Annotated in this window: 23 protein-coding genes and 1 pseudogene; 18 read left to right on the top strand and 6 right to left on the bottom strand. The window is 61.4% G+C overall.

Annotated features, from left to right (window positions below; translation table 11 throughout):
- Window positions 1-10: 10 nt before the first annotated feature.
- Window positions 11-1,246 (bottom strand): MFS transporter, encoded by a 1,236-nt coding sequence (locus VGI36_19640; protein HEY2487362.1) that lies wholly within the window; start codon window positions 1,244-1,246, stop codon window positions 11-13.
- A 112-nt stretch (window positions 1,247-1,358) separates the two neighbouring features.
- On the opposite strand from VGI36_19640, the gene VGI36_19635 reads away from it, so the two are divergent.
- Genes VGI36_19635 through ilvA form a run of 3 tightly spaced genes read left to right on the top strand, consistent with a single transcriptional unit; the run spans window position 1,359 to window position 3,275 of the window.
- Window positions 1,359-1,697: a hypothetical protein gene (locus tag VGI36_19635; protein HEY2487361.1), complete on the top strand. Its 339-nt coding sequence runs from the start codon at window positions 1,359-1,361 to the stop codon at window positions 1,695-1,697.
- Between the two features lie 3 nt (window positions 1,698-1,700).
- The gene (locus VGI36_19630) at window positions 1,701-2,054 is read left to right on the top strand and encodes a hypothetical protein (protein HEY2487360.1); all 354 of its coding nucleotides are present in this window, start codon (window positions 1,701-1,703) and stop codon (window positions 2,052-2,054) included.
- 9 nt (window positions 2,055-2,063) lie between these two features.
- A complete protein-coding gene (ilvA, locus tag VGI36_19625) occupies window positions 2,064-3,275 on the top strand; it encodes a threonine ammonia-lyase (GenBank protein ID HEY2487359.1) in 1,212 nt (403 codons plus the stop codon).
- Window positions 3,276-3,363: 88 nt separating this feature from the next.
- Here ilvA and VGI36_19620 read toward each other — a convergent pair whose 3' ends face one another.
- A complete protein-coding gene (locus VGI36_19620) occupies window positions 3,364-4,191 on the bottom strand; it encodes a 4Fe-4S dicluster domain-containing protein (protein HEY2487358.1) in 828 nt (275 codons plus the stop codon).
- 165 nt (window positions 4,192-4,356) lie between these two features.
- On the opposite strand from VGI36_19620, the gene VGI36_19615 reads away from it, so the two are divergent.
- The 5 genes from VGI36_19615 (at window position 4,357) to VGI36_19595 (ending at window position 8,960) form a co-directional block, all read left to right on the top strand.
- Entirely contained in the window at window positions 4,357-5,544 is a 1,188-nt protein-coding gene (locus VGI36_19615; protein HEY2487357.1) for an acyl-CoA dehydrogenase family protein, read from the top strand.
- A gap of 4 nt (window positions 5,545-5,548) precedes the next feature.
- Window positions 5,549-6,625 (top strand): acyl-CoA dehydrogenase family protein, encoded by a 1,077-nt coding sequence (locus tag VGI36_19610; GenBank protein ID HEY2487356.1) that lies wholly within the window; start codon window positions 5,549-5,551, stop codon window positions 6,623-6,625.
- An 8-nt stretch (window positions 6,626-6,633) separates the two neighbouring features.
- Complete coding sequence (locus tag VGI36_19605; GenBank protein ID HEY2487355.1) at window positions 6,634-7,680, top strand: LLM class flavin-dependent oxidoreductase; 1,047 nt, start codon at window positions 6,634-6,636, stop codon at window positions 7,678-7,680.
- Window position 7,681: 1 nt separating this feature from the next.
- The gene (locus VGI36_19600; protein HEY2487354.1) at window positions 7,682-8,068 is read left to right on the top strand and encodes a PPOX class F420-dependent oxidoreductase; all 387 of its coding nucleotides are present in this window, start codon (window positions 7,682-7,684) and stop codon (window positions 8,066-8,068) included.
- 115 nt (window positions 8,069-8,183) lie between these two features.
- Window positions 8,184-8,960, top strand: a complete 777-nt coding sequence (locus VGI36_19595; protein ID HEY2487353.1) for an acetoacetate decarboxylase family protein — start codon at window positions 8,184-8,186, stop codon at window positions 8,958-8,960.
- A gap of 43 nt (window positions 8,961-9,003) precedes the next feature.
- On the opposite strand, the gene VGI36_19590 is transcribed toward VGI36_19595, so the two are convergent.
- On the bottom strand, window positions 9,004-10,770 hold the full coding sequence (locus tag VGI36_19590) for a chloride channel protein (protein HEY2487352.1): 1,767 nt from the start codon (window positions 10,768-10,770) through the stop codon (window positions 9,004-9,006).
- A gap of 379 nt (window positions 10,771-11,149) precedes the next feature.
- Here VGI36_19590 and VGI36_19585 point away from each other — a divergent pair, with 379 nt between their 5' ends.
- Together VGI36_19585 and VGI36_19580 are read left to right on the top strand one after the other, a co-directional pair.
- Complete coding sequence (locus VGI36_19585; GenBank protein HEY2487351.1) at window positions 11,150-11,608, top strand: response regulator; 459 nt, start codon at window positions 11,150-11,152, stop codon at window positions 11,606-11,608.
- A gap of 113 nt (window positions 11,609-11,721) precedes the next feature.
- On the top strand, window positions 11,722-12,960 hold the full coding sequence (locus tag VGI36_19580; protein ID HEY2487350.1) for an aminotransferase class III-fold pyridoxal phosphate-dependent enzyme: 1,239 nt from the start codon (window positions 11,722-11,724) through the stop codon (window positions 12,958-12,960).
- Window positions 12,961-13,009: 49 nt separating this feature from the next.
- Here the strand turns inward: VGI36_19580 and VGI36_19575 are convergent, their stop codons facing one another.
- On the bottom strand, window positions 13,010-14,419 hold the full coding sequence (locus tag VGI36_19575) for an amidase (protein HEY2487349.1): 1,410 nt from the start codon (window positions 14,417-14,419) through the stop codon (window positions 13,010-13,012).
- A 137-nt stretch (window positions 14,420-14,556) separates the two neighbouring features.
- Here VGI36_19575 and VGI36_19570 point away from each other — a divergent pair, with 137 nt between their 5' ends.
- From VGI36_19570 to VGI36_19550, 5 genes and pseudogenes are all read left to right on the top strand, one after another.
- Entirely contained in the window at window positions 14,557-15,228 is a 672-nt protein-coding gene (locus VGI36_19570; protein ID HEY2487348.1) for a TetR family transcriptional regulator, read from the top strand.
- A gap of 32 nt (window positions 15,229-15,260) precedes the next feature.
- On the top strand, window positions 15,261-16,454 hold the full coding sequence (locus VGI36_19565) for an LLM class flavin-dependent oxidoreductase (protein HEY2487347.1): 1,194 nt from the start codon (window positions 15,261-15,263) through the stop codon (window positions 16,452-16,454).
- A 107-nt stretch (window positions 16,455-16,561) separates the two neighbouring features.
- Entirely contained in the window at window positions 16,562-16,915 is a 354-nt protein-coding gene (locus tag VGI36_19560; protein ID HEY2487346.1) for a hypothetical protein, read from the top strand.
- 12 nt (window positions 16,916-16,927) lie between these two features.
- Window positions 16,928-17,200: pseudogene (locus VGI36_19555) on the top strand (redoxin domain-containing protein).
- The gene (locus tag VGI36_19550) at window positions 17,183-17,716 is read left to right on the top strand and encodes a protein-disulfide reductase DsbD domain-containing protein (GenBank protein HEY2487345.1); all 534 of its coding nucleotides are present in this window, start codon (window positions 17,183-17,185) and stop codon (window positions 17,714-17,716) included. Before VGI36_19555 ends, VGI36_19550 begins: the two are co-directional and overlap by 18 nt.
- 232 nt (window positions 17,717-17,948) lie before the next feature.
- Here VGI36_19550 and VGI36_19545 read toward each other — a convergent pair whose 3' ends face one another.
- Both VGI36_19545 and VGI36_19540 read right to left on the bottom strand, forming a co-directional pair.
- On the bottom strand, window positions 17,949-19,148 hold the full coding sequence (locus VGI36_19545) for an amidohydrolase family protein (GenBank protein HEY2487344.1): 1,200 nt from the start codon (window positions 19,146-19,148) through the stop codon (window positions 17,949-17,951).
- Window positions 19,149-19,201: 53 nt separating this feature from the next.
- Entirely contained in the window at window positions 19,202-20,128 is a 927-nt protein-coding gene (locus VGI36_19540; protein HEY2487343.1) for a cyclase family protein, read from the bottom strand.
- A 574-nt stretch (window positions 20,129-20,702) separates the two neighbouring features.
- Here VGI36_19540 and VGI36_19535 point away from each other — a divergent pair.
- The 3 genes from VGI36_19535 to VGI36_19525 form a co-directional block, all read left to right on the top strand.
- The gene (locus VGI36_19535) at window positions 20,703-21,041 is read left to right on the top strand and encodes a P-II family nitrogen regulator (GenBank protein HEY2487342.1); all 339 of its coding nucleotides are present in this window, start codon (window positions 20,703-20,705) and stop codon (window positions 21,039-21,041) included.
- Window positions 21,042-21,326: 285 nt separating this feature from the next.
- The gene (locus VGI36_19530; protein ID HEY2487341.1) at window positions 21,327-22,985 is read left to right on the top strand and encodes an APC family permease; all 1,659 of its coding nucleotides are present in this window, start codon (window positions 21,327-21,329) and stop codon (window positions 22,983-22,985) included.
- A gap of 158 nt (window positions 22,986-23,143) precedes the next feature.
- A partial coding sequence (locus tag VGI36_19525; protein HEY2487340.1) for a protein phosphatase 2C domain-containing protein occupies window positions 23,144-23,340 on the top strand: 197 nt, incomplete at its 3' end.

Here is a 23,340-nt window from a genome sequence, read left to right as displayed (position 1 = left end):
ACATAAAAACTCATTCCATCTCATCCGTGGGTCGTATCGCCCGAAATTGCGAGAGCAGCAGCACGTCGTAGGTGATCTTTAGTAGTCCGGCGCACACCAGCGGCCATCCGAAGGTCGAATAGTCGAGAAGCGCACCCGAGGGTAGCGGCGCAAGCGCAGTAGCAAGACTGCGGGGCACGTTGGTGACACTCGCAGCCGCCGCACGCTCCTCCGGCGGCACCACCGCCATCACGAACGACTGCCGCGCGGGCACGTCCATCGACGAGAGCGCGAACCGCAAAAGAAGAAACAGCAGCGTGAGGTGAAGATTTGGCATGAGCGCCGCGATAACCAGGAACACGTTGGCGGGAATGTGGGTAAAGACCATCGTGTTAATCCTTCCGATGCGCGCGGCAAGCCACGAGGAAGCCAGTTGCGAGGCGGCGCCGAGCAGCCCCGCAACAAAGAAGAAAGACCCCGCGGCAGCGATCGACATGTTGAATCGACGGAACAGCCACAGCGCCAGGAGCGACTGCACGACAAAGCCGCCACCGAATGAATCGAGACTGAACAGCGCGGAGAGGTGGAGAACTATCCTGCGTGCTTTCGCGAGCGGAGCGGCGGCTTGAGCGGGCGGCGAAGTTTCCACCGCAATAGTCAGCGTGCGATACACCAGTGCTGCGGCAATCGCGATTAACGAATATGCGACGAAGCCCAGGCGTAAGGTGGCCGCGCGATCAAGATTGAAGCGCCCAGCGAGCAGTGCCGGGAGGCCGCTCGCCAGGGCGCCCAGCGCCCCCGCAGACGCTCCCGCCACGTTATAGCGGGAGAAAATCGCGGTCAGATCGCGAGTCTTCACGGTCTCCGCCAGTGCGGACTGCTCTACCGGCAGGAACAGGCTCACGTCGCCTGCCGACGGGTTAAGGGTGCCTACGAACGCGACCACAAAGAGCGGCCAGAAGGAGGTTACCAGAGTAAATCCCGCCCCGGTCGCGAACATCAGCGCACACGCAGCCAGCAGCACGTGCCGCCGACCGATGCGATTTGCCGCGAATCCGATCCACAGCGTCAGTGCCGCGGACCCAGTCAAGGTTGCGAAGATGATGGCGGCAATCTGGAAGGAGCTGAACCCGAGCGCGCTCAGATAGCCGGGCAGCAGCACGCTGACCGCGCCGTCCGCAAATCCGCGCAGCCCGCGCGTGAGGAGCAGGCGCTTGCTGTCGGCGCTGGCACTGGGTGGTAACCAAAATTCCGAAACGGCGTTCATCGAATGGAAATGTCATAAGCGGACCAAGAACCTGGCGCAATCAATCCGGTGCCGCAGTCGGAGGCACCCGAGGGTTGGATCGCTGCGAGAGGCGGCGATAAGCTCCTTGTCGATGCCACGTGAAACCCTCAAACGTATCGACATTCTGCGCCACGAACTCAAGGCCCTGCGCTATATCCTCGACCACTATCACGGCGGCAAGCTCCCTGCCGAACTGGTTCCGCCCCGCGAGGATTTTCAATCGGAGCAAGGGCGCGTCATCTATGATCTCATCCGCGGCGCCGCCTCGCGCGACGACGCCGACAAGGCGATTTCCCAACTGGAGCTCGAAGACGTCGACGTCGAATCGTTCCTGCGCCTTGGCGGTGAGCACTACCACACGTATCCGGCGCTGGTCCGCGAGCGCGCGGCTGCCATCCGCACGGGTGCGCTGAAAGTGGAAAGCGCTTGAATCGTGACCGACCCCAAGGAACTTCATTTCCTGCTTGATTCCACCGGCGCGCTGATCGTCTTTCAGGAAACCGGCTCCCCGTGGGCAAATGTGCTGGCCTTTTCCACCGAAAACCGGGCCCGCGAGTTCATCCGTCAAAGCAAGCTCGAGGTCGCCGAGATCGCGGCCATTGCGGCCAGTGACGGCGGCGAGATCGCGAAGCTGATTCGCAGCGTCAAGCCCCGCGCGGTGCGAAACCTGCTTCTCGATCTCGACTACGCCAGCGGCGACTGCCGCGCGGTCGAGTTCGAAGGCGATGCGCTCGGGATCGCGCGTGACTTTCGACTGAGCCCCGGTGCGCATGCGCGCAAAGCTTGAGCACCCTCCATGACCGTCACCCTCGATGACCTGGAACTTGCGCGCCGGCGTCTCTCCGGAATCGCCGAACCAACACCGCTAATCCGAAGCGAAACTCTCAGCCACTTGATCGGCGGGGAGGTATTCATCAAGCCGGAGAACTTGCAGAAGACCGGCTCGTTCAAGATTCGTGGTGCTTACAATCGCATCGCGGCGCTTTCGCCGGAGGATAAGCGCCGCGGTGTGATCGCCGCATCAGCCGGCAATCACGGGCAGGCACTCGCTTACGCGGCCTCGCGTGCGGGCGTCAAAGCCACCGTCGTGATGCCGACCACGGCCGCGATCGCGAAAATCCTCGCGACCCGCAGCTACGGCCCGACGCTGGTGCTGGAAGGCAGCGACTATCAGGAAGCGCGCCGCGTGGCGCAAAGAATCTGTACTGAATCAGGAGCAATCTTTGTCGATGCATTCGACGACCCGCACGTCATCGCGGGGCAGGGAACGATCGGGCTCGAAATTGCCGAGAGGCTGAAACCCGATGTGGTGTTTGTGCCGACCGGAGGCGGCGGGCTGCTGGCAGGTATCGCGGTTGCGGCCACGGCGGAGATGCCTGAAACGCGCGTAATCGGGGTCGAGGCCGCGGGATCGGCACAACTGAGCGCCAGCCTCTCCACCGATGCGCCCGCATCAGTCGGCCAGCCAGTCGATACGATTGCCGACGGGCTCGCCACCGGGAAAATTGGTGCCATTCCTTTTCAATTGATTCGCGGGCGCGTGAAACGGGTGGTAACCGTCGATGATTTCGAAATCGGTGAGGCGCTGCTCCTGATGCTAGAACGGATGAAGCTGCTGGCGGAGGGCGCGGGCGCGGCGGCGCTGGCGGGCGCGATCAAGATCGCTGAGGAGCTTCGCGGCCAACGAATCGTAGTGGTCATAAGCGGAGGCAATATCGATATCACTTTGCTCGACCGGGTCATCGGGCACGGTCTGACGAAAGTTGGGCGCCTCTATCGGATCGCAATCAATCTGCGCGACCGGCCAGGAGAGCTGGGCAGGCTTGCGGACGCGATCGGCAATACCGGGGCGAACGTGCGCTCGATCGATCACAATCGCACTCGTCGCGACGTCCCGATCGGCAAGGCGCACGTGGTGCTGGAGCTGGAAACGCGCGGTCCCGGCCACATCGCGGAGATCCACGCGCATCTTCGCCGCAGCGGCTACGAAATCACCGAAGAGAACTGAGCACCACCCCACCTTTGTCCGGTTGTTTCGGCGGAGGGTGCGGTGCGTCGACCACACCAAAACGAAAGTGTCGGGCCCGCGTCCGCTCTTAGCTGAACATGGAGGCGATGCCCTTGGGGCGAACCATCTTGCCCGCGGGCTTTAGCTCGTTACCCAGCTCCTGAAGACGTTTCTTGAATGCTTCCATCTCCGCGGCTTGCTTGGTCTCGAGCGCATTCTGGTCGCGCCGTTGACGCTTTTCCAGCGACTCGCGCTCCGCGCGTCGCCGTCCGTAGAAGTTCTCGAACGTCTCGCGAACCACCCGCACCATCGTGCTCTTTGGCACGTAGGAACCGGAGCATGATGGACAATAGAAAACCACTCCCGCCTGGAAATGGCGGTATGGAATCGTAAATGGCTCGTTGCAGTCTTTACACACCACCGGAACTTCCCACGCGATCGGATCGTATTCCCCATCCGCGGCGGCGGCCGTGGGCGCGGGCGGTGCGGCTTTGACTGCCGGGGCGGGAGCCAGTGATGGTGCGGGCGCGACCGCAGCGCCGTTGGCTTCCGCAGTGGGAGCAGCCGCTGGCGCAGCGCCGCCCTCTTTGAGAAATCGCGAAGGCGCGTCGTCGGGAATGCTCAATTCGGGGTGCAGGGTGCGTGCGCGCGCCAGGAGTACTCCTTGGGTCTCGGGGTTGGCCGGGTCTGGAACACAACAGTCGACCGGGCACACCGCCGCGCACGCTTCGTGGTCGTGAAAGCCAACGCATTCGGTGCACTTGGAAGGAACGATGTAGTAGATGTCCTGAGCGATGGCAGGGCTTTTCTGACCATTGAGTTCCCATTCAACCCCGCCCGCATAAATCGCGGTGTTCGGGCACTCGGGCTCGCACGCACCGCAGTTGATGCACTCGCTCGTGATGGTTGTCGACATTAGAAATCGCGGCCTCGGTAAGCCAAGAAATGAGTCACCCAGTTTTCCAACTCTAGCAGCCCGATCCAGGCCATCAAAGGGTTCTCGGCGGCGGGTTTTCCGACGCGAGCGCTTTTCGACTATGCTGACGCGGATGCCACGGAACTCGTGCCGTAGGAGTTTCACATGGATTTGAATTTCACGCCTGAAGAAGATGAATTCCGGATCAAGGTCAGGCGCTTCCTCGAGGAAAACATACCCAAGAGCGGACTCGGCGACGGTCGCGAGGGGCGCGAGGACAAGGCCTGGTTGGCCCGCGCCAAGGAGTGGCAACGCAAACTCTACGAGGCCGGATACGTCGCGATGGCCTGGCCGAAGGAATTTGGCGGGCAGGCGCTGGAACCGGTCCGCCAGTCGATCGTTAACGACGAGGTGGTGCGCGCGAAGGCGCCCTACTTGATAGGCGGTTCCGGCCTCGGCATGCTGGGACCCACGCTGATCTCATGGGGAACTGAGGAGCAGAAAAAACGCTACCTGCCGAAGATCCTGACCGCCGAAGAGATCTGGTGCCAGGGCTATTCCGAGCCGGGGTCCGGTTCGGATCTCGCATCGCTGCGAACCCGGGCCGAGATTGTCGGCGACGAATTCGTCGTCAACGGTCAGAAAGTCTGGACCTCCGGTGCGCAATACTCCGACATGATGTTCTGCTTGGTGCGCACCGACCCCGAAGCCCCCAAACACCGGGGCATCTCCTACATTCTTATAGACATGCACTCGCCTGGTCTGACGGTGCGCCCGCTCGTACAGATGACGGGTGATCGCGGCTTTAACGAGGTCTTCTTCGACAACGTTCGCGTGCCGCGCAAGAACCTGGTCGGCAAGCTTAACGAGGGCTGGATCGTCGCCAACGCGACGCTGTTTCACGAGCGCAACATGCTCGGTTCGGCCAGCGGCAGCGAGCAGCGCTTCAATCGCCTGCGGGCGCTGGCTAAATCGATCCAGCGCAACGGGCACCCGCTCAGCGAAGATCCGGTCTTTCGCCAGCGTCTGGCCGACCTCCAGATCCGGGTCGAGGCGATGCGGTTGCATGCGATGCGTCAGCTCACCGACCAGATTCGTGGTCGCCAGCCGGGAATCGAAGCCATGATCAACAAGCTGGTCGGCACCGAACTGAACCACGATCTGGCGACCGCAGCCATGGAAGCGATGGGCGACGATTCGATGCTCGCTCGAGACGAACCGAGCGTGGTCGACAAAGGCTACTGGCCGTACGAGTGGATGTTTTCTTTGGGTCTCGTGATCGGCGGTGGAACCTCACACATTCAGAAGAACATCATCGCCGAACGCGGCCTCAAGATGCCCAAGTCGCGGTAGCAAAATGGATTTCGGACTCAGCGAAGAACAGCAGCAGCTGAAAACCAGCGCGCGCGAACTGCTCGCGGCCGAATGCCCGACCCCGGCGGTGCGCAGGGCGATGGCGAGTGACGACGGTACCTTGCCAGAACTGTGGCGGGAGATTGCGAAGCTCGGATGGACCGGCCTGATCGTGCCCGAGAAGTTTGGCGGAGCCGGATTGGGTATGCTCGACATGGCAGTGCTGCTCGAAGAACAGGGCTACGCCGCCATGCCCGGACCGTTTCTGTTCTCCGCGGCGATCGCTACCGAAGCGGTCGTGCGTGGAGGCTCGGAAGAAATGAAGGCAAAGTGGCTGGGCGTGCTCGCGGAGGGCAAAGCGATCGGCACAGTCGCAATTGCCGAAACCAGCGACCGCATCCCAACCCTCGCGAAGGATGGCCGGCTTAGCGGCAGCAAAGTCTTCGCGCCTTACGCGAACCTCGCTGACTTCGTAGTGGTGTCGGTGCGGGGCGAAGCGGGCCGGTCGCTCGCGCTGGTCGACACACACTCAAGCGGCGTCATCCTAAACCGGCTTAGGCATCTGGATCTCACCCGCCGGTTCGGGTTGGTGGACTTCGGCGCCGCCGCCGCCGAGCAGCTCTCGGGAGGCGAATCGCTGCACCGTCGGATCCTCGACGTCGGTGCGGTGGCAATCGCCGCGGACTCGCTCGGGGGCACGCAGCGTGCGCTGGACATGGCGGTCGACTACTCCAAGGTCCGTGAGCAATTCGGCAAGCCGATCGGATCGTTTCAGGCCCTCAAGCATGCCGCCGCCGAGATAGTCGCAGACCTCGAGCCCGCGCGCTCTCTGGTCTGGTACGCGGCCCACGCGCTGGATGCGATGCCTAAGGAAGCACCCCGCGCTGCGGCGATGGCAAAGGCGCGGCTGTGCGAGGTATACAGCCGCGGGACGGACCGCGCGGTGCTGATGCACGGTGGCATAGGGTTTACCTGGGAGCATGATATTCATTTGTGGTTCAAGCGCGCGCGCTTCAATGAGTCCTATCTTGGTTCCCCGGCCTACTACCGCGAACGCGTCGCCCAGCTGAGCGCGTACTGAGCACACGAGTGAAGTTCGACCTCTTCTATCAGCTGCCTCAGGCCGATACCCAGCGCACCCCCGCGCGCTACACCGAATTGATCGAAGAGGTGGTCGCGGCCGACCAGCTAGGGTTCGACACGATCTGGCTGGCCGAGGTTCATTTCGCTCGGCATTTTTCGATGATGCCCGCGCCGATGCTGCTGCACGCGGCCATTGCCCAGCGCACCGCGCGGATTCGCCTCGGCGTGGCAGTGAACCTGATGCCGCTGCACCATCCGCTGCGCCTGGCGGAAGAGACCGCGATGCTCGACGTGATCTCCGGGGGCCGTGTCGAGTTCGGTGCAGGCCGGGGCGCGTTTGCGATGAACTATCGCGGCTATGGCGTACCCATGCCCGACAGCCGCGGGTTGTTCGAGGAAGGCCTGGAGTTGGTGCGCGCCGCATGGACGCAGGAGCGGCTCAGCTTTCGCGGCCGTCACTACCAGGTGGAAGGCATAGAGGTGGTGCCCAGACCGATTCAGCGTCCCCATCCTCCGATTCGACTTGCCGCGAACAGCCCCGACACCTTCGCGTATGCCGGCACCAACGCTTATCGGATTTTCGCCGGTGGCCCGGTCAACCCGTTTCCGGTGCTTGGCGAGCGGCTCGCGATCTACGAGCGCGCACTCGCCGAGTCGGGCCGCGCCCGTCCTGACGACTGGTTCGCCGGTCTGCTTCTCACCTTTCCCGGGCGGGATCGCGCGTCGGTGCGCGCTCAATTCGAACCAAGTCTGCGCAACTACTTCAAATCCGCCGGCGAGATCATAGAGCCAGAGGCGCAGGTTCCCGGAGTGCAGGCGGATTTCGCCAAGGTACGCGAACGGCTGCGCACGATTGAATACGAGCAGGTCGATGAAATCATGGGAGCGATGGGCGAACCAGAGTATATCGCCGACAAGATCGCCGCGCTGAAAGAGCGTTTCGGCTTTACCCGACTGGTGTGCTGGTTTGAGACCGGGGGCATAGCCGGTCACGCAAACGTGCTTGCCGCAATGCGTCTGTTCGCCGAACGCGTGATGCCGAAGTTTCAGTAGGATGACTGGTCCATCACTCCAGGAACTCGCCACCGAGCGTTACGTCAGCCTGGTTACCTTTCGTCGCAACGGAAACGGAGTGCCCACGCCCATCTGGGTGGCCGCGTACGACGGCAAGCTCTACGCCGTCACCAATGGCACCTCAGTCAAGATGAAACGGCTTAAGGCAAACGATCGAATCCGGCTGGCCGCCTGTGACGCGCGCGGCGAGGTGCGCGGTGAATGGGCGGAGGGACACGGGAGACGCATCGATGATGGTGCGCTCATCCAGCGAGTGCAGCAGGCGCTGGAAAGCAAGTACGGCTGGCAGGTGACGGTGTTGAAATTCTTCTCGACGCTGTTCGGGCGCGCGAAACATCGCGCCTTCATAGAAATGACAATCCCCTGAGCCCGGCCTACGGCCCGCCCGCAACGAGCGAGACCTCTCGGGCATCCCGCCTTGCACCATTGGCGCTCGATCCCGCGCGATGCTAGTAGCGTTGGAGTTCGCCGCGGAGGTGCCCATGACTAACACCAAGTGGGTCAAAACGCCCGAGGAGATTGAAACCATAGAAGAGCGGCTTGCTCACCCGGCTTTCCTGGACGGCAGGACCCTCACAGTAACCTACCTTACCCGCCCCGAACTAATTCGCGCAGTTCTGCCTCCGCCCCTTGAGCCGGCGGGAGATCCACTGGTTTCAGTTGGGGTGGGCGCGTTCGGACGATCCAACTGCGTCGGCGCATTTGCGGGCGGGTGGGTCGACATTCGTGCACGCTACCAGGGAATCGAGGCGGACTATTGCCTGGCCATGCCGATGTCCACAGACGTCGCGATCATCTTCGGGCGGGAGTTGTTTGGTGAGCCGAAGAAGCAGGGGAGAGTGCGGCTCGAAAGTGACGGCGACGTTACTCGCGGGGTGGTGGAACGTTACGGAATTCCGTACCTCTCGGTCGAGGCGCGCCTCACCGAAAACCTCTCGATCGACGGTCCCGCGACCAGCGATCGGTTTCATTTCAAATTCATGCATTCAGCCGACGGCCGCGGCCTGGAGTTCGATCCGATCATTGTGCAAGCGCACTTCGAGACCCAATTGCGAGTCGTAAAACGCGGACCGGGCAAAGCCACCTTCAAACCGTCGCATCACGATCCCCTGACCGATCTGGAGATCCTGGAATTTCGCGGTGCGGTCTATTCGGAGGGTGACGTGTATGCGCAGGCCAAGCGCATCGGCACGGTGGATGCGAAAAGCTTTCTGCCGTACGCGTTTCAGAATATCGACGACTACAGCGGAGAGATCTGACGGTGTCCCGCGTTCGGCTTCGTCACGCGCCAGCCGCTCCCGCTCAGTGATCCGAATCGGCGGTTTGGCTCCCGTGACTGCTCTCGACCGCGCGCAGAATGTCGGTCTTGGTCACGATCCCGGTCAGCGCCCCGTCGGTGGCGGTTACCAGTAGCATCGGATCCGGCTTCTCCCGCGCGAGCAGCCGCAATGCCTCCATCAGGTCGCAGTCTTCATAGACGAACGTCGGCGTCAAATCGGCGATCGCCCGGACGGTGGTGGAATCCCATTTTTCCGACGGGGTCGATCCCAAGACCGCGAGCGACACCAGTCCCACTACCCGCGAGCCATCCTGTACCGGATAGACCGTATGCTCGTGGTGAATGGCGATACTTTGCACGAACTCTCGCACCGTCGCACCCGCTTGCACGGTTACCACGCGGTTCTGCATGACTTTCCGCACCGGAACGTTGCTGAGTCCCTCGAGTTTTGCGAGTTCCTGAAAATGCTGATCGCCGGAGACCGAGGCTTCTCCCGACACCGCGTAGGCGATCGCCGCGCCGATTAGACTCGGGATGATGAACGAATGACCGCCAGTGGTCTCTGCCACGAAGACCACCGCCGTGAGCGGAGTCTTGTAGCCTGCGGCTATAAATGCCGCCATCCCGACCGCAGCGTACAGGTCCACCGTACCGGTGTGCACGACGGTTTGCGCAAACGCGCTCCCGATGCATCCTCCGACCAACAGCAGCGGCACGAAGATGGCGCTGACGCCGCCCGACCCGATGGAGAAGATCGACGCAGCCATTTTCAGGATCGCGAAATAGATCAACACATGAGACGGGTACGATGAATTCAGCACGGCGCGTACCGCCTCGTAGTTGGGCCCGATGGGGATGAGACCGTTGTTGAACACGGACACGAACGCGAGACCGCACAACCCGGTTCCCAAGCCGCCGAGCAGCAGTTTCACGGTGTGCGGCATGCGGCTGGCGACGAAGAACTCGCGAACCCGGCGAAAGGTAATGTCGAAGACGAGCGCGATAAGCCCAATCCCAATGCCGAGGAGAGCGGACCATAGCAGGTCGATCGCCTCGAAGGTGGTCGTGCCCGAGAAACCGAACAGCGGCTCGCTTCCTACCAGAGTGACCAAGGTGGCATAGGAGACCACGGATGCGATCAGCGAGGGCAGCAATGCCTCGTGTGCGAGGTCGTCCTTGTAAGGCATTTCCATCGCGAAGACCAGGCCGGTGAGCGGGGCACGGAACACCGCCGCCATTCCCGCTCCGGCGCCGCTGATCAACATGATCCGCCGGTCGCGCGATTCGAGTCCAAACCGCCGCAGCTTGGTCCACAGCCAAGATCCGATCGCCCCTCCTCCGTAAATGCTCGGACCTTCCATCGCGGCGCTTCCGCCCGAGCTGACCGTCGTCACCGCGGCCAGCAGTTTCCACCAGAAAGGGCGAATATCGATATCGCCCTGGTGGTCATGGTACGAGCGGATGATCTCCTCGGTGGAATGTTGGTCCGGATCGGGGGTGCAAAACTGCATGATGAGCCCGGTCACCAGAAACCCTACCAGCAACCCGGGTACGATCATCCAGTGATGTTGCAGATACGCGGGCAATGCCCGCGCCCAGATCAGTTCCAGGATGAGCAGGTTGATGACTGTAATGACTAGGCCGGTTGCGACCCCGATTAGGGGTGCCACCAGGAGCCACTTCTGGATGTCGCGCGAATAGGTTGCCGCCAGATCCTCGTGGACCAGCCGGGTATATCTCTGGAGCAGCGGATGGTTGAACAGTTTCGAGCCAAAGATACGTTCGAGCAATGCGATCGTGGACCTTTCTCTCCCAACGCCGCCTAGCTACGGTGGTGGGCGGCGCGAGAGGAATTTCTGTCTCCAGAGAGGGAGGCAACCATGGCGAATTCTAGTCATCCCGGCGACCGCGCGCGACCGTGCCGGTGCGGTGGGGTCAGCCCCGCTGGATCGCTGCTCGGGTGTGGCCAAATGGGACTCTGGGGAAAAATTTTTAGCCTTCCAGCCGTTAGACAAGAGCTAAATTTGCGCAGCTAAATACTACTACCGCATACTAGTCGCGGTCCGACCACTTAAGGCAGGCCGGCTGCGATCCAAATTCCTCTTTTCAAGTCCGGCGTTTTCAGGGAGAGTGGAGTGCTTCCATCAGGCATCTTCACAAGCAGGGACTATGGACAACGACGATAACGACCCAGCGGCTTCAGGTGTACGGATTTTTCTGGTCGAGGACAATCCCGACCACGTGTTCATTGCGCTTACGGTTATGCGCCAGGTGCTGGGCGACGCGATCGAGATGCTCCACGCGCAGAGCGCGGAAGAAGCACTCGAGATGATCCCGCGCTTCACCGAGTCCGACCGTCCCGATTTATTTTTCGTCGATCTCAGGCTACCCGAGAATGGCGGCTTCTCGGTGCTCACAGCCATACGGGGAAGTGAAGTCTGCGCGAGCATCCCGCTGTTTGTGGTCACCAGTTCGATGTACGATCGCGATATCGCCCAGAGCTACGAACTGGGGGCATCTGCGGTTCTCTCCAAACCCCTCTCACGCGCCAAGCTGCGCGAAGAACTAACCCGCGTAGGCGCAATTCCGACGCTCGGTACGGTTACCCAGACCACTTACCGTCACTGATTCTGAGAGCCTGGTCTGACTTTCCCCTAGAACCGGGTCTGTGCTTGCCTTGCGCGCAGCGAGGTAGAACGCTCGGACCATAGTCGGCGTTGAAACGCAGCGGAGGATTTGCGGTGAAGACCTACACATTCGAAAAGAGCAACGCCCTCATGGAGCGTGCGCGCAAAGTGGTGCCCGGCGGAATCTACGGTCATCAGAATCCGATCATGCTGACCAGGGGGACCTTCCCCTCGTTCTTCGCGCGCGGCGAGGGCTCCCACATCTGGGATGTCGATGGTAACGAGTACATCGACTACATGTGCTCGTACGGGCCGATCGTGCTCGGCCATCGCCATCCCCGGGTTGAGGAAGCGGCGCGCCACCAGGCAGAGCTCGGCAACTGTTTCAACGCCCCGAGCCCGCTGTGGGTCGACCTGGCCGAATACCTGGTTTCGATCACGCCGTGCGCGGATTGGACGGTGTTCGCCAAGAACGGGTCGGACGTGTGCACCTGGACGACCGAGGTCGCTCGTCATGCGACGGGACGAAAGAAGATTGCCATGTGCTCGGGCGCCTATCACGGGACCCACGCATGGTGCACGCCGGCGCCGGGCGGAGTGACGCCGGAAGACCGGGCGAACATCGTGTACTTTGATTTCAACCAGCTGGAAAGCCTTCGCCACACGGTGGCTGAAAACCAGGGCGAAATCGCCGGAGTCGTCCTGTCGCCGTTCCGCCACGATGCTGGTCACGACAGCGAGCTTCCGGTCGAAGGATTTCTTGCCGGCGTGCGGGAGCTCTGCGATCGGAACGGAATTGTTTTGATCCTGGATGATGTCCGCGCGGGGTTTCGGCTGCATCTCGGAGGGTCGGGCGAATTCTTCGGTATCCGTCCGGACTTGACGACCTATTGCAAGGCGATCGCTAACGGCTATCCGCTCTCCGCTTGCCTTGGCCGCGAGAGTCTCAAGCAGGCCGCCCAGGAGGTGTTCTTTACCGGTTCCTATTTCACCAGCGCGGTGCCGATGGCTGCTGCCCTGGCGTGCCTTAAGGAGCTTAAGGCGGCCAACGGAATCGAGCGGATGCGGATGCTCGGGGAAAAGCTGCGCGACGGCATGCTCGCGCAGGCGCGCAGCGCGGCGTTGGAAGTGACCTACTCGGGACCGCCCGCGATTCCATACATGACCTTCAAAGACGATGGCGGCCGTCACGACCGTATGAAAGTGTTTGCCGGCGAGTGTTCACTTAACGGCGTCTATCTGGCGCCGCGCCACAACTGGTTCATTTCCGCAGCGCACAACGAGGAGGACATCAAGCAAACGCTCGAGGTCACCGAGCGCGCGTTCGCAGCGGTGCATAGGCAATTTGCGTAGCTAAACAGGCTGCGCTGATTGGTCGTCCCCCCACCGCGGATTCGGCGTCCTAGATCTCAGGCCATTCATCCTGCCACGGCCGCGCTTGTTCGTACGCGAAAGAGGCCTGCAGCACCAGGTCCTCGTGATGGCGCTCCGCGACGATTTGCAGGCCGGCGGGCAGACCGGCGTCCGTCAGTCCTGCCCGCACCGACGAGGCGGGATGCCCGCTCATGTTGAATGGGAACGTGAACGCCACAACTGCCATAACATCGCGGACCGGCTTTCCATCGATTTCGCTGGGGGGTGGACCCTTGGCGGCAAACGCCTCAGTGGGCAACGTAGGGGTCATCAGCAAATCGAAACGCGCGAAGATGCGCTTGCACCATTCGTTCAGCTCATTGCGATGGCGATACGCGGCGCCGTAGTGGCGCCAGCTGATATGGTTGGCGGCTTCCAGTCCTGACAGATAGGCCCGCCCGAAGTCACGGCGATTTTCCTCGATCATCTCGTGCAGCATCGCGTAGCCTTGAGTCGCACCGAGACGTTGCCAGTCCCGGCCGACCTCGGGGAGGCGATCGTCGATGACCGAGACTTCGTGACCCAGTGCCTTGAACACATCGACCGCTCGGGCAACTTCGCGCGCAACGTCGCGCTGCACCAGTTCGCCAAAGTCAGGATGAAACGCGATTCGCAGTTTGCGGGGAAGTCGATCGAGCATCGCCGCATAGGAAACCCCCGGATGCGGCAACGAGTCCGGATCGGCCGGATGGTACCCGACGGTCGCATCGAGGTATAGAGCCGCATCGCGGACCGTTCGCGTCAGCGGCCCGAGGACCGAGGTGTCGTTCCACGGGATCATCCCGAGCGTCGGGTCGCTGGGTATTCGGCCGTTGCTGCACTTGATCCCGAAGCATCCGGTGTAGCAGGCGGGAATCCGCACCGAGCCTCCGCCATCAGACCCGGTTGCCAGCGGAACGATACCGCCGGCAATGGCGGCAGAACTGCCGCCCGAAGAGCCCCCCGGGGTGCGCTCCAGATTCCACGGATTTCGCGTCACGCCGAACAGCAGGTTCTTGGTGAAGCCGGTGTAGCCAAACTCGGGAGCGTTGGTCTTGCCCAGCACGATCGCGCCGGCAGCCTTGAGCCGCGCGACCTGAACCGAATCGGCCGCCGGCCGATTGTTCCTAAACGGCTTGGAGCCGAAGGTGGTGGGCAGTCCGGCCGCGTCCTCGAGGTCTTTCACGCCCAGCGGCAGTCCGGCTAGGGGACCGACCTCTTCGCGACGCGCGATTTTCTCGTCCAGCGCGCGCGCTTCATCCATCGCCTGCTCGGCGCGCAGCGCCACGAAGGCGTTGAGCTTGGGATTGACCTTTTCCAGCCGTGCGATAGTCACGGCCATCAGTTCGGCCGCCTTGAGCTCGCGGCGGCGAATCATGGCGGCCAGCTCGTAGGCCGGCTTCCAATGCAGATCGGGCATCGCAGGACCCTCCGGATGGTGTTTCTCACCACGACTTCTACTACGGTTGAAAGTGAAAGAGGAGAATGTGCCCAGTGGCCACACAGGTTTGACTACCTAACGAGCGTTAGATACGATGGGGACCGGCCAGAGCCCCTATGAAGAGTTCCCGGAGCCATCGTCTTGCCACCCGGGTCGTTCCCCTCAGCCGCGGTCTGGACACCCGCGATCGGGTGTTGCAGGTCGCCCTCTCGTTGTTCTCGGATCGCGGCTATCGGGGTACCAGCCTGCGCGATATCGCCAAGCGCATCGGCATCAAGGCGCCCTCCCTGCTGCATCATTTTCCCTCCAAGCAGCAGCTTTATCTGTCGGTGCTGGACCAGATTTTCAACGCGATGGAGGATTCGGCGCGCCTGGTCATGGCGAGCCCGGGAGGGCCACAGGAGCAGATGCGCAAGGCAATCGCCGATTCGATCGACTTCATTGCGCGCAAGCCCGATGCGATGAAACTGCTGTGGAAGGAATTCGCCGACGAAAGCGGCGTGGGGCGGACCGTGATGAAGCGCCGCTTGCCGCCGCTCAACGCGCTCGGGGTGAACTTTATCTTTCGCGGGCAGCGCGAAGGTGCCTTCCGGTCGGAGCTGGATTCGTTCAATTTTCTGCAGACCCTGAATTCAATCATCACCGGCTACTTCACGACCGCAGCAGTGGTGAAGCGGCTGTGGAACGTCAACCTGTTCGATCCGAAATCCATCGAACATCGCAAGCATGAAGTCATCGATATGGTCGAGCGGACGCTGTTTGTCGACGGCGCGAAAGCTCGACCGTAGCAGCACATCCCAAGGAGCAACGTCCCCGCATCATGAAATTCGGCACCTTCTATGAGCATCAACTGCCGCGTCCCTGGACGCCGGGCCAGGAACTGAAACTGTTTCAGGACGCGCTCGACCAGGTCGAGCTCGCCGACCGACTCGGCATCGACCACATGTGGGAAGTCGAGCATCACTTTCTTGAGGAATATGCACATTCATCCGCCCCGGAAATCTTTCTCGCCGCGTGCAGTCAGCGCACCAAGCGCATCCGGCTCGGGCACGGAATCGTATTGCTGCCCCCCAGCTATAACCATCCAGCGCGAGTCGCGGAGCGGATCGCCACGCTGGACCTGGTCAGCAACGGGCGCGTCGAGTTCGGGACCGGGGAATCTTCGGCCGAAGCGGAACTTGGCGGCTTCCTGATTCCGCGCGCGGACAAGCGCGACATGTGGCAGGAGTCGCTGGGCGCGATTGCACGGATGTTCGTCGAAGATCCGTTCCTCGGACACGAGGGCAAGTACTTCAAGATGCCGGTGCGCAACGTGGTGCCCAAGCCGGTGCAGAAGCCCCATCCTCCGCTGTGGGTCGCATGTTCACGCCGCGAAACCATCCACCTCGCCGCCAAGCTCGGGATCGGCGCGCTGACCTTTGCGTTCGTAACGCCGGACGAGGCGCGCCAGTGGGTCAACGACTACTACACCACGCTCGAAAATGAATGCGAGCCGATCGGCCACGCGATCAATGCAAACATCGCCATCGTGACCGGCTTCATGTGTGATCCTGACCAGGAGCGGGCGCGGGCGATGGGCGAAGACGGGCTCAAGTTTTTCTCCTACGCGCTCGGCCATCACTACGTGTTCGGCCGGCACGAGCCCGGCAAGACCAACATCTGGCAGAACTACCGGCGCCACCCGATCAATATTCCGGGAGCGGGCGGCGACCACGCCTGCGTCGGTACGCCGGATTTCATCCGCAAACGCCTGCACGAATATGAAGAAGTTGGCGTCGATCAGGTGGTGTTTATTTCCCAGGCCGGCAACAATAAACACGAGGACATCTGTTCGTCGCTCAACCTTTTTGCGGAAAAGGTTCTGCCTGACTTCAAGAGTCGCGAGGAAAAGCTCGCCAGGGAGAAGTCCGAGCGGCTCGCCCCAATCCTGGAAAAGGCGATGAAGCGCAAGCAGCCGCCGCGCCTTCCGCCGCAGACCGAGTCAACCGTCATTCAGGCCGGCATGCTGCCGTAGTTAGGCCAGGCTCCAGCCGGCTGCTTTAAGCATGGCGGCCGCCCTTTGTGATTTTCCGACCGGCTCGCAGTTGCGATCCGGATGCCGATCTTGCGTTTGGATGAACCATGCGTCGATCTTTCTGGTGTGCAAAGATAGTCTTCGCCACGGTAGTCGGCCTGTGGTTGCTGATGCCCGGTGGCGCGGCGCGTGGGTCGGCCGCTCAGGAGGACACGCCTATGGACAACACAGAATTGATCAATGGCATTCTCAAAAAAATGGGATCGGGAGAAAAGATCGATCCCGCCGAATTCAAAAAATTCGTCGATTTGCAAAACGCCGATCTTAAGACCGGCCCTGCCGTCGGCAGCAAGGTCCCGGACTTCGCGCTCGAGGATCAAAGCGGGCGGCGGCTGACTCTGCACGACCTGATGGGACCCAAAGGAATGCTGCTGGTTTTCACCCGCAGCGCCGATTGGTGACCGTTCTGCCGCACCCAGCTCGTCGAGCTGCAACAGTCACCTCCAGCCTTGCAGAAGGCAGGTCTGGGAGTAGCCGCGGTCAGTTATGATTCAAAGGCCACCCTCAAGCGATTTGCCGATGCGCATCAGATAAGCTATCCGCTGCTCTCCGATCCGGGCAGCGCGGTGATCCGAAAGTTCGGGATTCTCAATACCAACATTCCCGAGGGCAACATGTTCTATGGCATCCCGTTCCCGGGTGACTATGTGCTCGCCGCGGACGGAACGGTGAAAGACAAGTACTTCCTGCCCAACTATCAGACACGTCCGACCGCATCGGGAATTCTGCTCGCCGACTTCAACGTGGTCGGAGACCAGGCGTCGGTGAGTATAGGCGCTGAAGACGTACAGGCGAAAATCTCGCTGTCGAGCGCTCAGGCTGCACCCGGCCAGGAACTGGGGGTCGCGGTGGACATCGCGATCGCACCCGGATGGCACATCTACGGCCAACCCTTACCAGAAAACTATGTGGCGACGAGTTTGATCTTCGCGGGCGACGTGGTTGCGCAGCAATCCATCGCTTTGCCACCTGCAGTGCCGCTCGAATTCAAAGCGCTGGGCGAAACTCTGCCGGTTTATGAAGGCTCGTTTCAGGGCAGAGGCAGCATTGTAGTCAGTGGAAGGGTGAAACCCGGCACCAGCAAGATCGCAGGCACTTTCAGGTTTCAGGAGTGCAACGACAGCATATGCAAGCTGCCGCAGGAAGTCTCGTTTGAGATTCCCATCAAGATTGAAGCGATGGTGCCCGGGCTCAAGAACTAGCGCGCCACCCGCCGCTAGTGGTCGACCGGGTTGCAGCGAGGCGGTCCGGTCGTAAACTCTCTCCGCCCGGAAGAGGGCGTGCCCGGCGATGCGAGAAAACCGAGCTTCGGTGAATTTCCGTGAAACGCAGGATTCTTCCGACCCCTCAGCGAGCGGCGCGCCTCGGCCTTCGAAACCAGCGCGTGCGAGGCGCCGCAGCTAATGCCGAAGGAGAGGAATCGAGGTCTGCGGCTTAGACGCGGTAAACCTTAGCCACGTTTTCGCCGAGGACCGCACGTTTGCCCGAGTCCGCCATCGAAGCGATCATTCCCTGCAGTTCTTCGAGGTAGTTGCCAGGATGATCAGGATGCGGGTAGTCGCTTGCCCAGAAGAACTTGTCCTCACCGACGAGCGGCATCAGCGACGCGATGGTTCGTTCGTCTGGGTCGGCCGAGATCCAGCATTGCCGCTTGAAGTAGTACGACGGCTTTTCCTTAAGCCGCACCGTCGCCCCTAAGGTCGTGCCGTTGAAGATCGCGTCGCCGCGATCGAGAAAATATCCAATCCATCCTGCCTGCGATTCGAGCACTATGACGCGCAGCTTCGGAAAGCGATCGAACACGCCAAACTGAAAGAAGGTCCCGAACGCATGCTGGACGCCCTGCCCGGCAAACAGATCGAAATACCACGCGGCCCATTGGAAATTGTCGTAACGATGATGAATTCCGAACGCTACCGGTTCGAAGGTCGGATGAATCGCAAGCGGCACGTCGAGGTCTTGCGCGGCCGCGAACACCGCATCGTGAGCCGGGTCGCCATGCGGTATCCGGGTGATGGTGAATGGACATACGAAAGCCCCTTTGCATCCGTCCTCAACCGCTCGCCTAAGTTCACCGGCTGCTTCCGCAGGATCGCCCAGCGACAGATGGGCGATCGGAACGAGCCGTCCGCCGGAGTCGCGGCAGAAGTCTGCGATCCATCGATTGTATGCGCGGCAATAGGCGCTTGAGAGTTCGGCATCGAACAATTCCGCTTCCCAGAGAAGCCCGATGGTGGGGTAGAGCAGCGCTTTCTGCATGCCTTCCTCGTCGAGGAGCTGGAGGCGTTCCTTCATAACCATGGTGCCGAAGGCTGCACCTTTCAGATAGGTATCTTCGGGCTTGGGCTGTACCGCGCGCACGTCCTCCGGACGTGTGGCGCCGCCACGCATCGCCGTTTCGCGCAAACGCTTCGCTTCCTCGACTCGCTTACCCATGCCGCCCAACGAGCCTAGGAGGCCGGGCGCAGTCATCTTGGCGCGCTTCCCGTCTATTTCCAGATACTCAAACCGGTCGTCTCCGACCCGTATGCGCATCGCGCGCTCGCGATACTTGGGGTCGATGTATTTCTCCCACAGATCCGGCGGCTCCAGGATGTGACCATCGCAGTCGATAACCAGAGAGTCAGCTTTCATGTGAATTCTCCACGTCAAAGTGCGCGTTCTCGACCGCGCCGTGAACCCACGGCCTACAAGATTGCGATCGGGTTCACGGGCGAGGCGGTACCCCGCTCGAGAATGAGCGGGCACAGTGAGAACATGAACTCGTAGCGGCCCGCTTTGGCACAGGCGGCCGAGAGCGCATCGAAGTCGGCATTATCAATCAGATGAATTCCCATGATGACCAAGGTGCCGACGTGAATCGGCAGGGGATGCTCCTGGTCGCCGCTCGGGGTCACGTCGCTGACGCTGTCGGAGCCCAGCACCGCAATCTTGCGCTCGTGGAGCCACGGCAGGCAGGTTGCATCGAGTCCGGGCAGACCCACTCGCATCGGGTCCCACCCGCCTTTGGCCTTGCGTCGTGCGGAACGGCCGGTACGGATGAGAAGCACGTCGCCTTCCTCGACGCGGACGCCGTGGGCACGCTCTGCCGCGTCGAGTTCTTCGGGGAAAATCCTGTCGCCTGGCTCAATCCAATCGACTTTGCGCACCTTCGGAATATCGAGCAGCACGCCGCGGCCGATAATGCCTGCGCGCGCCACATCGATAGCGCATCGATTCGCGCCATGCGAGCCGACTTCCCCCGCGTCGAACCCGTTGTACATCTTGCCTTTGTAAAAAACGTGGCAAAGTGCGTCGAGGTGAGTGTTGGCCATCCCGTGTGGAGCGATCGCGAAGTAGTCGCCCGCATAGGGGAGCGGCATCTCGTGCGAATCGAAACCCGCCTGCACCATCAGGTGAGTCACCGGGGTGGGGTTGTCGGCCGCCGCGATGGTCGCAAGCGGCAAGGCCAGGGAAACCGCCTCGCCACTCTTGACTAGTTTCGCTGCCGCGGCGCGCTTGGCGTCGGTGATAAAGTTGAGTGCGCCACGCTGATCCTCCTTGCCCCATCTGCCCCAATTGCTGAGTTTCTCGTACAGAGCGGTCACTTGCGCCGACGACAAACGATTAGCCATGTCCGCATTTATCTCCTAAGGTTGATCGACCCGGTGTATACCACAGGTGCGTAGCAGCCGTGTAGCTGAACGACAGGTATGGTCGGCGGGCGCACCGGCTAAGGAAAAAATCGCCATCGCAGGGACTGACCCGGGGTCGGGCCAGTCGGGCTAAGTTCCGGGGGGTGGGAAGGGTCGACGCAAAAAAGACTGGTCGCCGATGGGTTCGTAGTCCGTGCAGACGGCCAGGATGCTTTTCCTTCGCTCTCCTTGTGGAGCTATTGACAGACTGTGGAGCGCGTTCGATTGGCCACGGAGCTTGCCCCAAGGCCGGTCGGCAGGCCCTAGGCGCCAGGCCACCGCCGTTGGTCGCTGCCCGTGTTAAAGACCTCAACGGGACTCGATGGGGCGAGCTTCGCCGTAGCGCCACCTCCTCGTCCCGTCGCGCCCCCGCCGAAACCACGGCGGGTGGTTCGATGAATTGATGACTATCAGATTGGCCGATGCTCAGTGCGCGTGCATGCGGTGAGCGACGGGTATACTCATTGCTAGCCTAATGCGCGGCACCCAATTTGCGAGGTTGAGCGAGGCCCGCATGAAAAAGGTCGAAGCGATCATTAAGCCGTTCACCTTGGACGCGGTCCGCGCCGAGCTCGAGCGGGTCGGTATCAGCGGTCTGACCACCTACGAAGTTAAGGGATTCGGTCGACAGAAGGGTCGGACCGAGTTGTATCGCGGCTCCGAGTACATCATCGACTTCAAACCCAAGGTCAAGCTGGAAGTGATCGTCCGCGACGAGCAGGCGGACGCGGTGGTTGAGGCGATCTTGCGGCGCGCACGAACCGGCAGAATCGGCGACGGCAAAATCTACGTTTCCGACATCCTTGATGTAATTCGCATCCGCACAGACGAGCACGGTGAGGCCGCAGTCTGAGCACAACCGCGTCTGCGGACGTGTTCAACTAGACACGATTGTGGCGTGCCGTCTTGCTCTCTGACCGACGACTAGCTTTCAAAACGATGACCATCCGGCGGGCGTCTGCCTGACGCATAGGCAACGGCGGGCGCGGCGCTCTCTCACCATTACCATTTCATTTTGCATTTTTAAGACCTTGCAATGGCATCCTTCTTGCGGAGGAGGCCCGAACGACCACCAGTATGGTCATGGCTAGAACTTGCGATGGATAGAGCAAGACACTAGCTGGAGCAAGGAGGAAAGATGGCAGAGAAATCCGAAGCCAAGATGATACCGACGCTGGGACTTACCGGCGTAACGGTTAACGCCATGGCGCTGATTGCGCCGGGTGCGTTTTTGTGGATCACCTTCGTCGTCCAGGCGGGCTACGCATTCCCCTCGGGGACTACGATGTGGGCGGGAATTTTCGCGGCGCTGATGCTCGCTTACGCTACCGCCGTATCGTACTCGGAGCTGGCCAAGCTCTACCCAGGCGCGGGCAGTTCCTACTTTTTCGCCGAACAGGCCTTTCTGAGCAAGACTCACGCATATCGGTTCGCGCGCATTGCCAAGTTCGTGATCGGCTGGGCGTCGCACCTTTACTACTGGGTCTATCCGGGCGCGATGGTCGCGACCATGGGCATCATGATCGGCTACATCGTGGGCACCGTGGCGCCGGGCACGATGAACTCCGCGATTCCGGGTCCGGTCTTCATGGCCCTCATCGCGGTGATTTTTTCGTTCGTGGTCGCCTTTATCGCCTATCGCGGCGTGAATGGATCCACGATGGTCAACATTGCCATCAATGGAATCCAGATCATCGCCCTGCTGTTCTTCTCGGCGCTCGCGATCGCCTACCGGCTGGGCCACCCGGCTGGGTCCACGGGCATGCTACTGGACGGGACCACCAAGGTGCTGCACTACGGCCTTGCCGGCGACGCTCCTTCGCACCCCAGCGCCTTCTCAGTCATCGCGCCGCATAACTTCAGCTTTGTCATGTTGCAGGCGACTATCGCGATCTTCCTCTTGGTCGGCTTCGAGTCGGTTACCTCCCTGGGTGAAGAAGCGAAAAACCCGACCCGCGACATTCCGCGCGGCGTGCTTCTTTCGCTGACCATTCAAGGACTGTTCTGCTACATGATCGAGTACTTTGCTGCCAATTACTTCATGAGCAGCGCGTACAGCCTTGCAGACGCCAAGGGATCGGCGGCACCGATCGGCGACATGTGTACCATCATCGGCAATGTGCTGCTGGGTGGACACGGCGAAGCCTTCATGCTGGTCACAGCGCTGACCGTCTTTCTCGCCCTGATTGGCACGACCCTGAGCTGCATTAACACCGGAGCGCGCGTCACCTATGCGATGGGTCGTGACGCGGAAGTTCCTGAGCACTTCGGCTTCCTGCACGGCGATAACCTGACCCCGCATCGCGCGATTTGGACCCTCGCAGTTATCTCGGCGATCCTCGGTGGCTACGCGGCCATCTACTTCTTCGCCGGCGCCTCAGCTCCCGACGATAAGACCATCGCCACTCTGCCGCACAACATCTGGTACGCTTTCGGCATGAGTTCCAACGCGTCACTCACCGCGATGCCGAACGGGCTGGCCCTGGTGACTCTGATCTCCAACTTCGGGACTTTTGCGGTCTACGGACTCACCAACATCATCTGTATAGTGGCATATCGAGAGCATGACATGTTCCACGGGCTCAAACACATGGCCATTCCCGTGTTCGGCGCGGTCGCCAATGTTGCCTGCATGGCCTTTTACATCATTGGTCCGCTCATGGGCCTGGGCAGCGTGAAGGAGCCGTTAATGGCAGTGGGAATCTCGATCGTGTGGGGTATCTATGGGGCTATCTACTTCTCCCGCAATTCCCGCAAGCGTGGCAAGGAGACGATTCTGGCCGCCAGACCGGCCTGAGCTCGCTTGATTGACTAACCCAAGGGGCGAGCGGCGTGGGAGATGCGTCGTTCGCCCCTGATCTTTTCTGCTATCCTGTGCGGCCCCAACCACCGGTGAGTGCTAACCAACCGCCTCTGAGCCCGTCCAGTTCCGCTCCCGAAGCGCTGGCCTTTGATTTGGCAGCGCTCTCGGATGTCGGTACCAAGCGCTCGCACAACGAGGATTCCTGCGGTCATCTGATCGAAAGCGCCCACAATGCAGTGTTCGCCGTTGCCGATGGCGTAGGCGGCTACGAAGGGGGGGAAGTCGCCAGCTCGATGGCGGTGGAGATAACCCTCCGGGCCTGGCGGGACAGTCCTCCGGCATGGGGGGC

It is taken from the genome of Candidatus Binataceae bacterium (assembly GCA_036495685.1).
In the GTDB taxonomy this organism is placed as follows: domain Bacteria; phylum Desulfobacterota; class Binatia; order Binatales; family Binataceae; genus JAFAHS01.
The sequence above is the reverse complement of the archived record's forward strand: the minus strand, read 5'-3'. Positions and strand labels throughout refer to the sequence as shown.

Coding starts and splice junctions, on each gene's coding strand:
- VGI36_19640 (HEY2487362.1), bottom strand. CDS start 1,246: ATGAACGCCGTTTCGGAATTTTGGTTACCACCCAGTGCCAGCGCCGAC.
- VGI36_19635 (HEY2487361.1), top strand. CDS start 1,359: ATGCCACGTGAAACCCTCAAACGTATCGACATTCTGCGCCACGAACTC.
- ilvA (HEY2487359.1), top strand. CDS start 2,064: ATGACCGTCACCCTCGATGACCTGGAACTTGCGCGCCGGCGTCTCTCC.
- VGI36_19620 (HEY2487358.1), bottom strand. CDS start 4,191: ATGTCGACAACCATCACGAGCGAGTGCATCAACTGCGGTGCGTGCGAG.
- VGI36_19615 (HEY2487357.1), top strand. CDS start 4,357: ATGGATTTGAATTTCACGCCTGAAGAAGATGAATTCCGGATCAAGGTC.
- VGI36_19610 (HEY2487356.1), top strand. CDS start 5,549: ATGGATTTCGGACTCAGCGAAGAACAGCAGCAGCTGAAAACCAGCGCG.
- VGI36_19600 (HEY2487354.1), top strand. CDS start 7,682: ATGACTGGTCCATCACTCCAGGAACTCGCCACCGAGCGTTACGTCAGC.
- VGI36_19595 (HEY2487353.1), top strand. CDS start 8,184: ATGACTAACACCAAGTGGGTCAAAACGCCCGAGGAGATTGAAACCATA.
- VGI36_19585 (HEY2487351.1), top strand. CDS start 11,150: ATGGACAACGACGATAACGACCCAGCGGCTTCAGGTGTACGGATTTTT.
- VGI36_19575 (HEY2487349.1), bottom strand. CDS start 14,419: ATGCCCGATCTGCATTGGAAGCCGGCCTACGAGCTGGCCGCCATGATT.
- VGI36_19570 (HEY2487348.1), top strand. CDS start 14,557: ATGAAGAGTTCCCGGAGCCATCGTCTTGCCACCCGGGTCGTTCCCCTC.
- VGI36_19565 (HEY2487347.1), top strand. CDS start 15,261: ATGAAATTCGGCACCTTCTATGAGCATCAACTGCCGCGTCCCTGGACG.
- VGI36_19560 (HEY2487346.1), top strand. CDS start 16,562: ATGCGTCGATCTTTCTGGTGTGCAAAGATAGTCTTCGCCACGGTAGTC.
- VGI36_19545 (HEY2487344.1), bottom strand. CDS start 19,148: ATGAAAGCTGACTCTCTGGTTATCGACTGCGATGGTCACATCCTGGAG.
- VGI36_19540 (HEY2487343.1), bottom strand. CDS start 20,128: ATGGCTAATCGTTTGTCGTCGGCGCAAGTGACCGCTCTGTACGAGAAA.
- VGI36_19535 (HEY2487342.1), top strand. CDS start 20,703: ATGAAAAAGGTCGAAGCGATCATTAAGCCGTTCACCTTGGACGCGGTC.
- VGI36_19530 (HEY2487341.1), top strand. CDS start 21,327: ATGGCAGAGAAATCCGAAGCCAAGATGATACCGACGCTGGGACTTACC.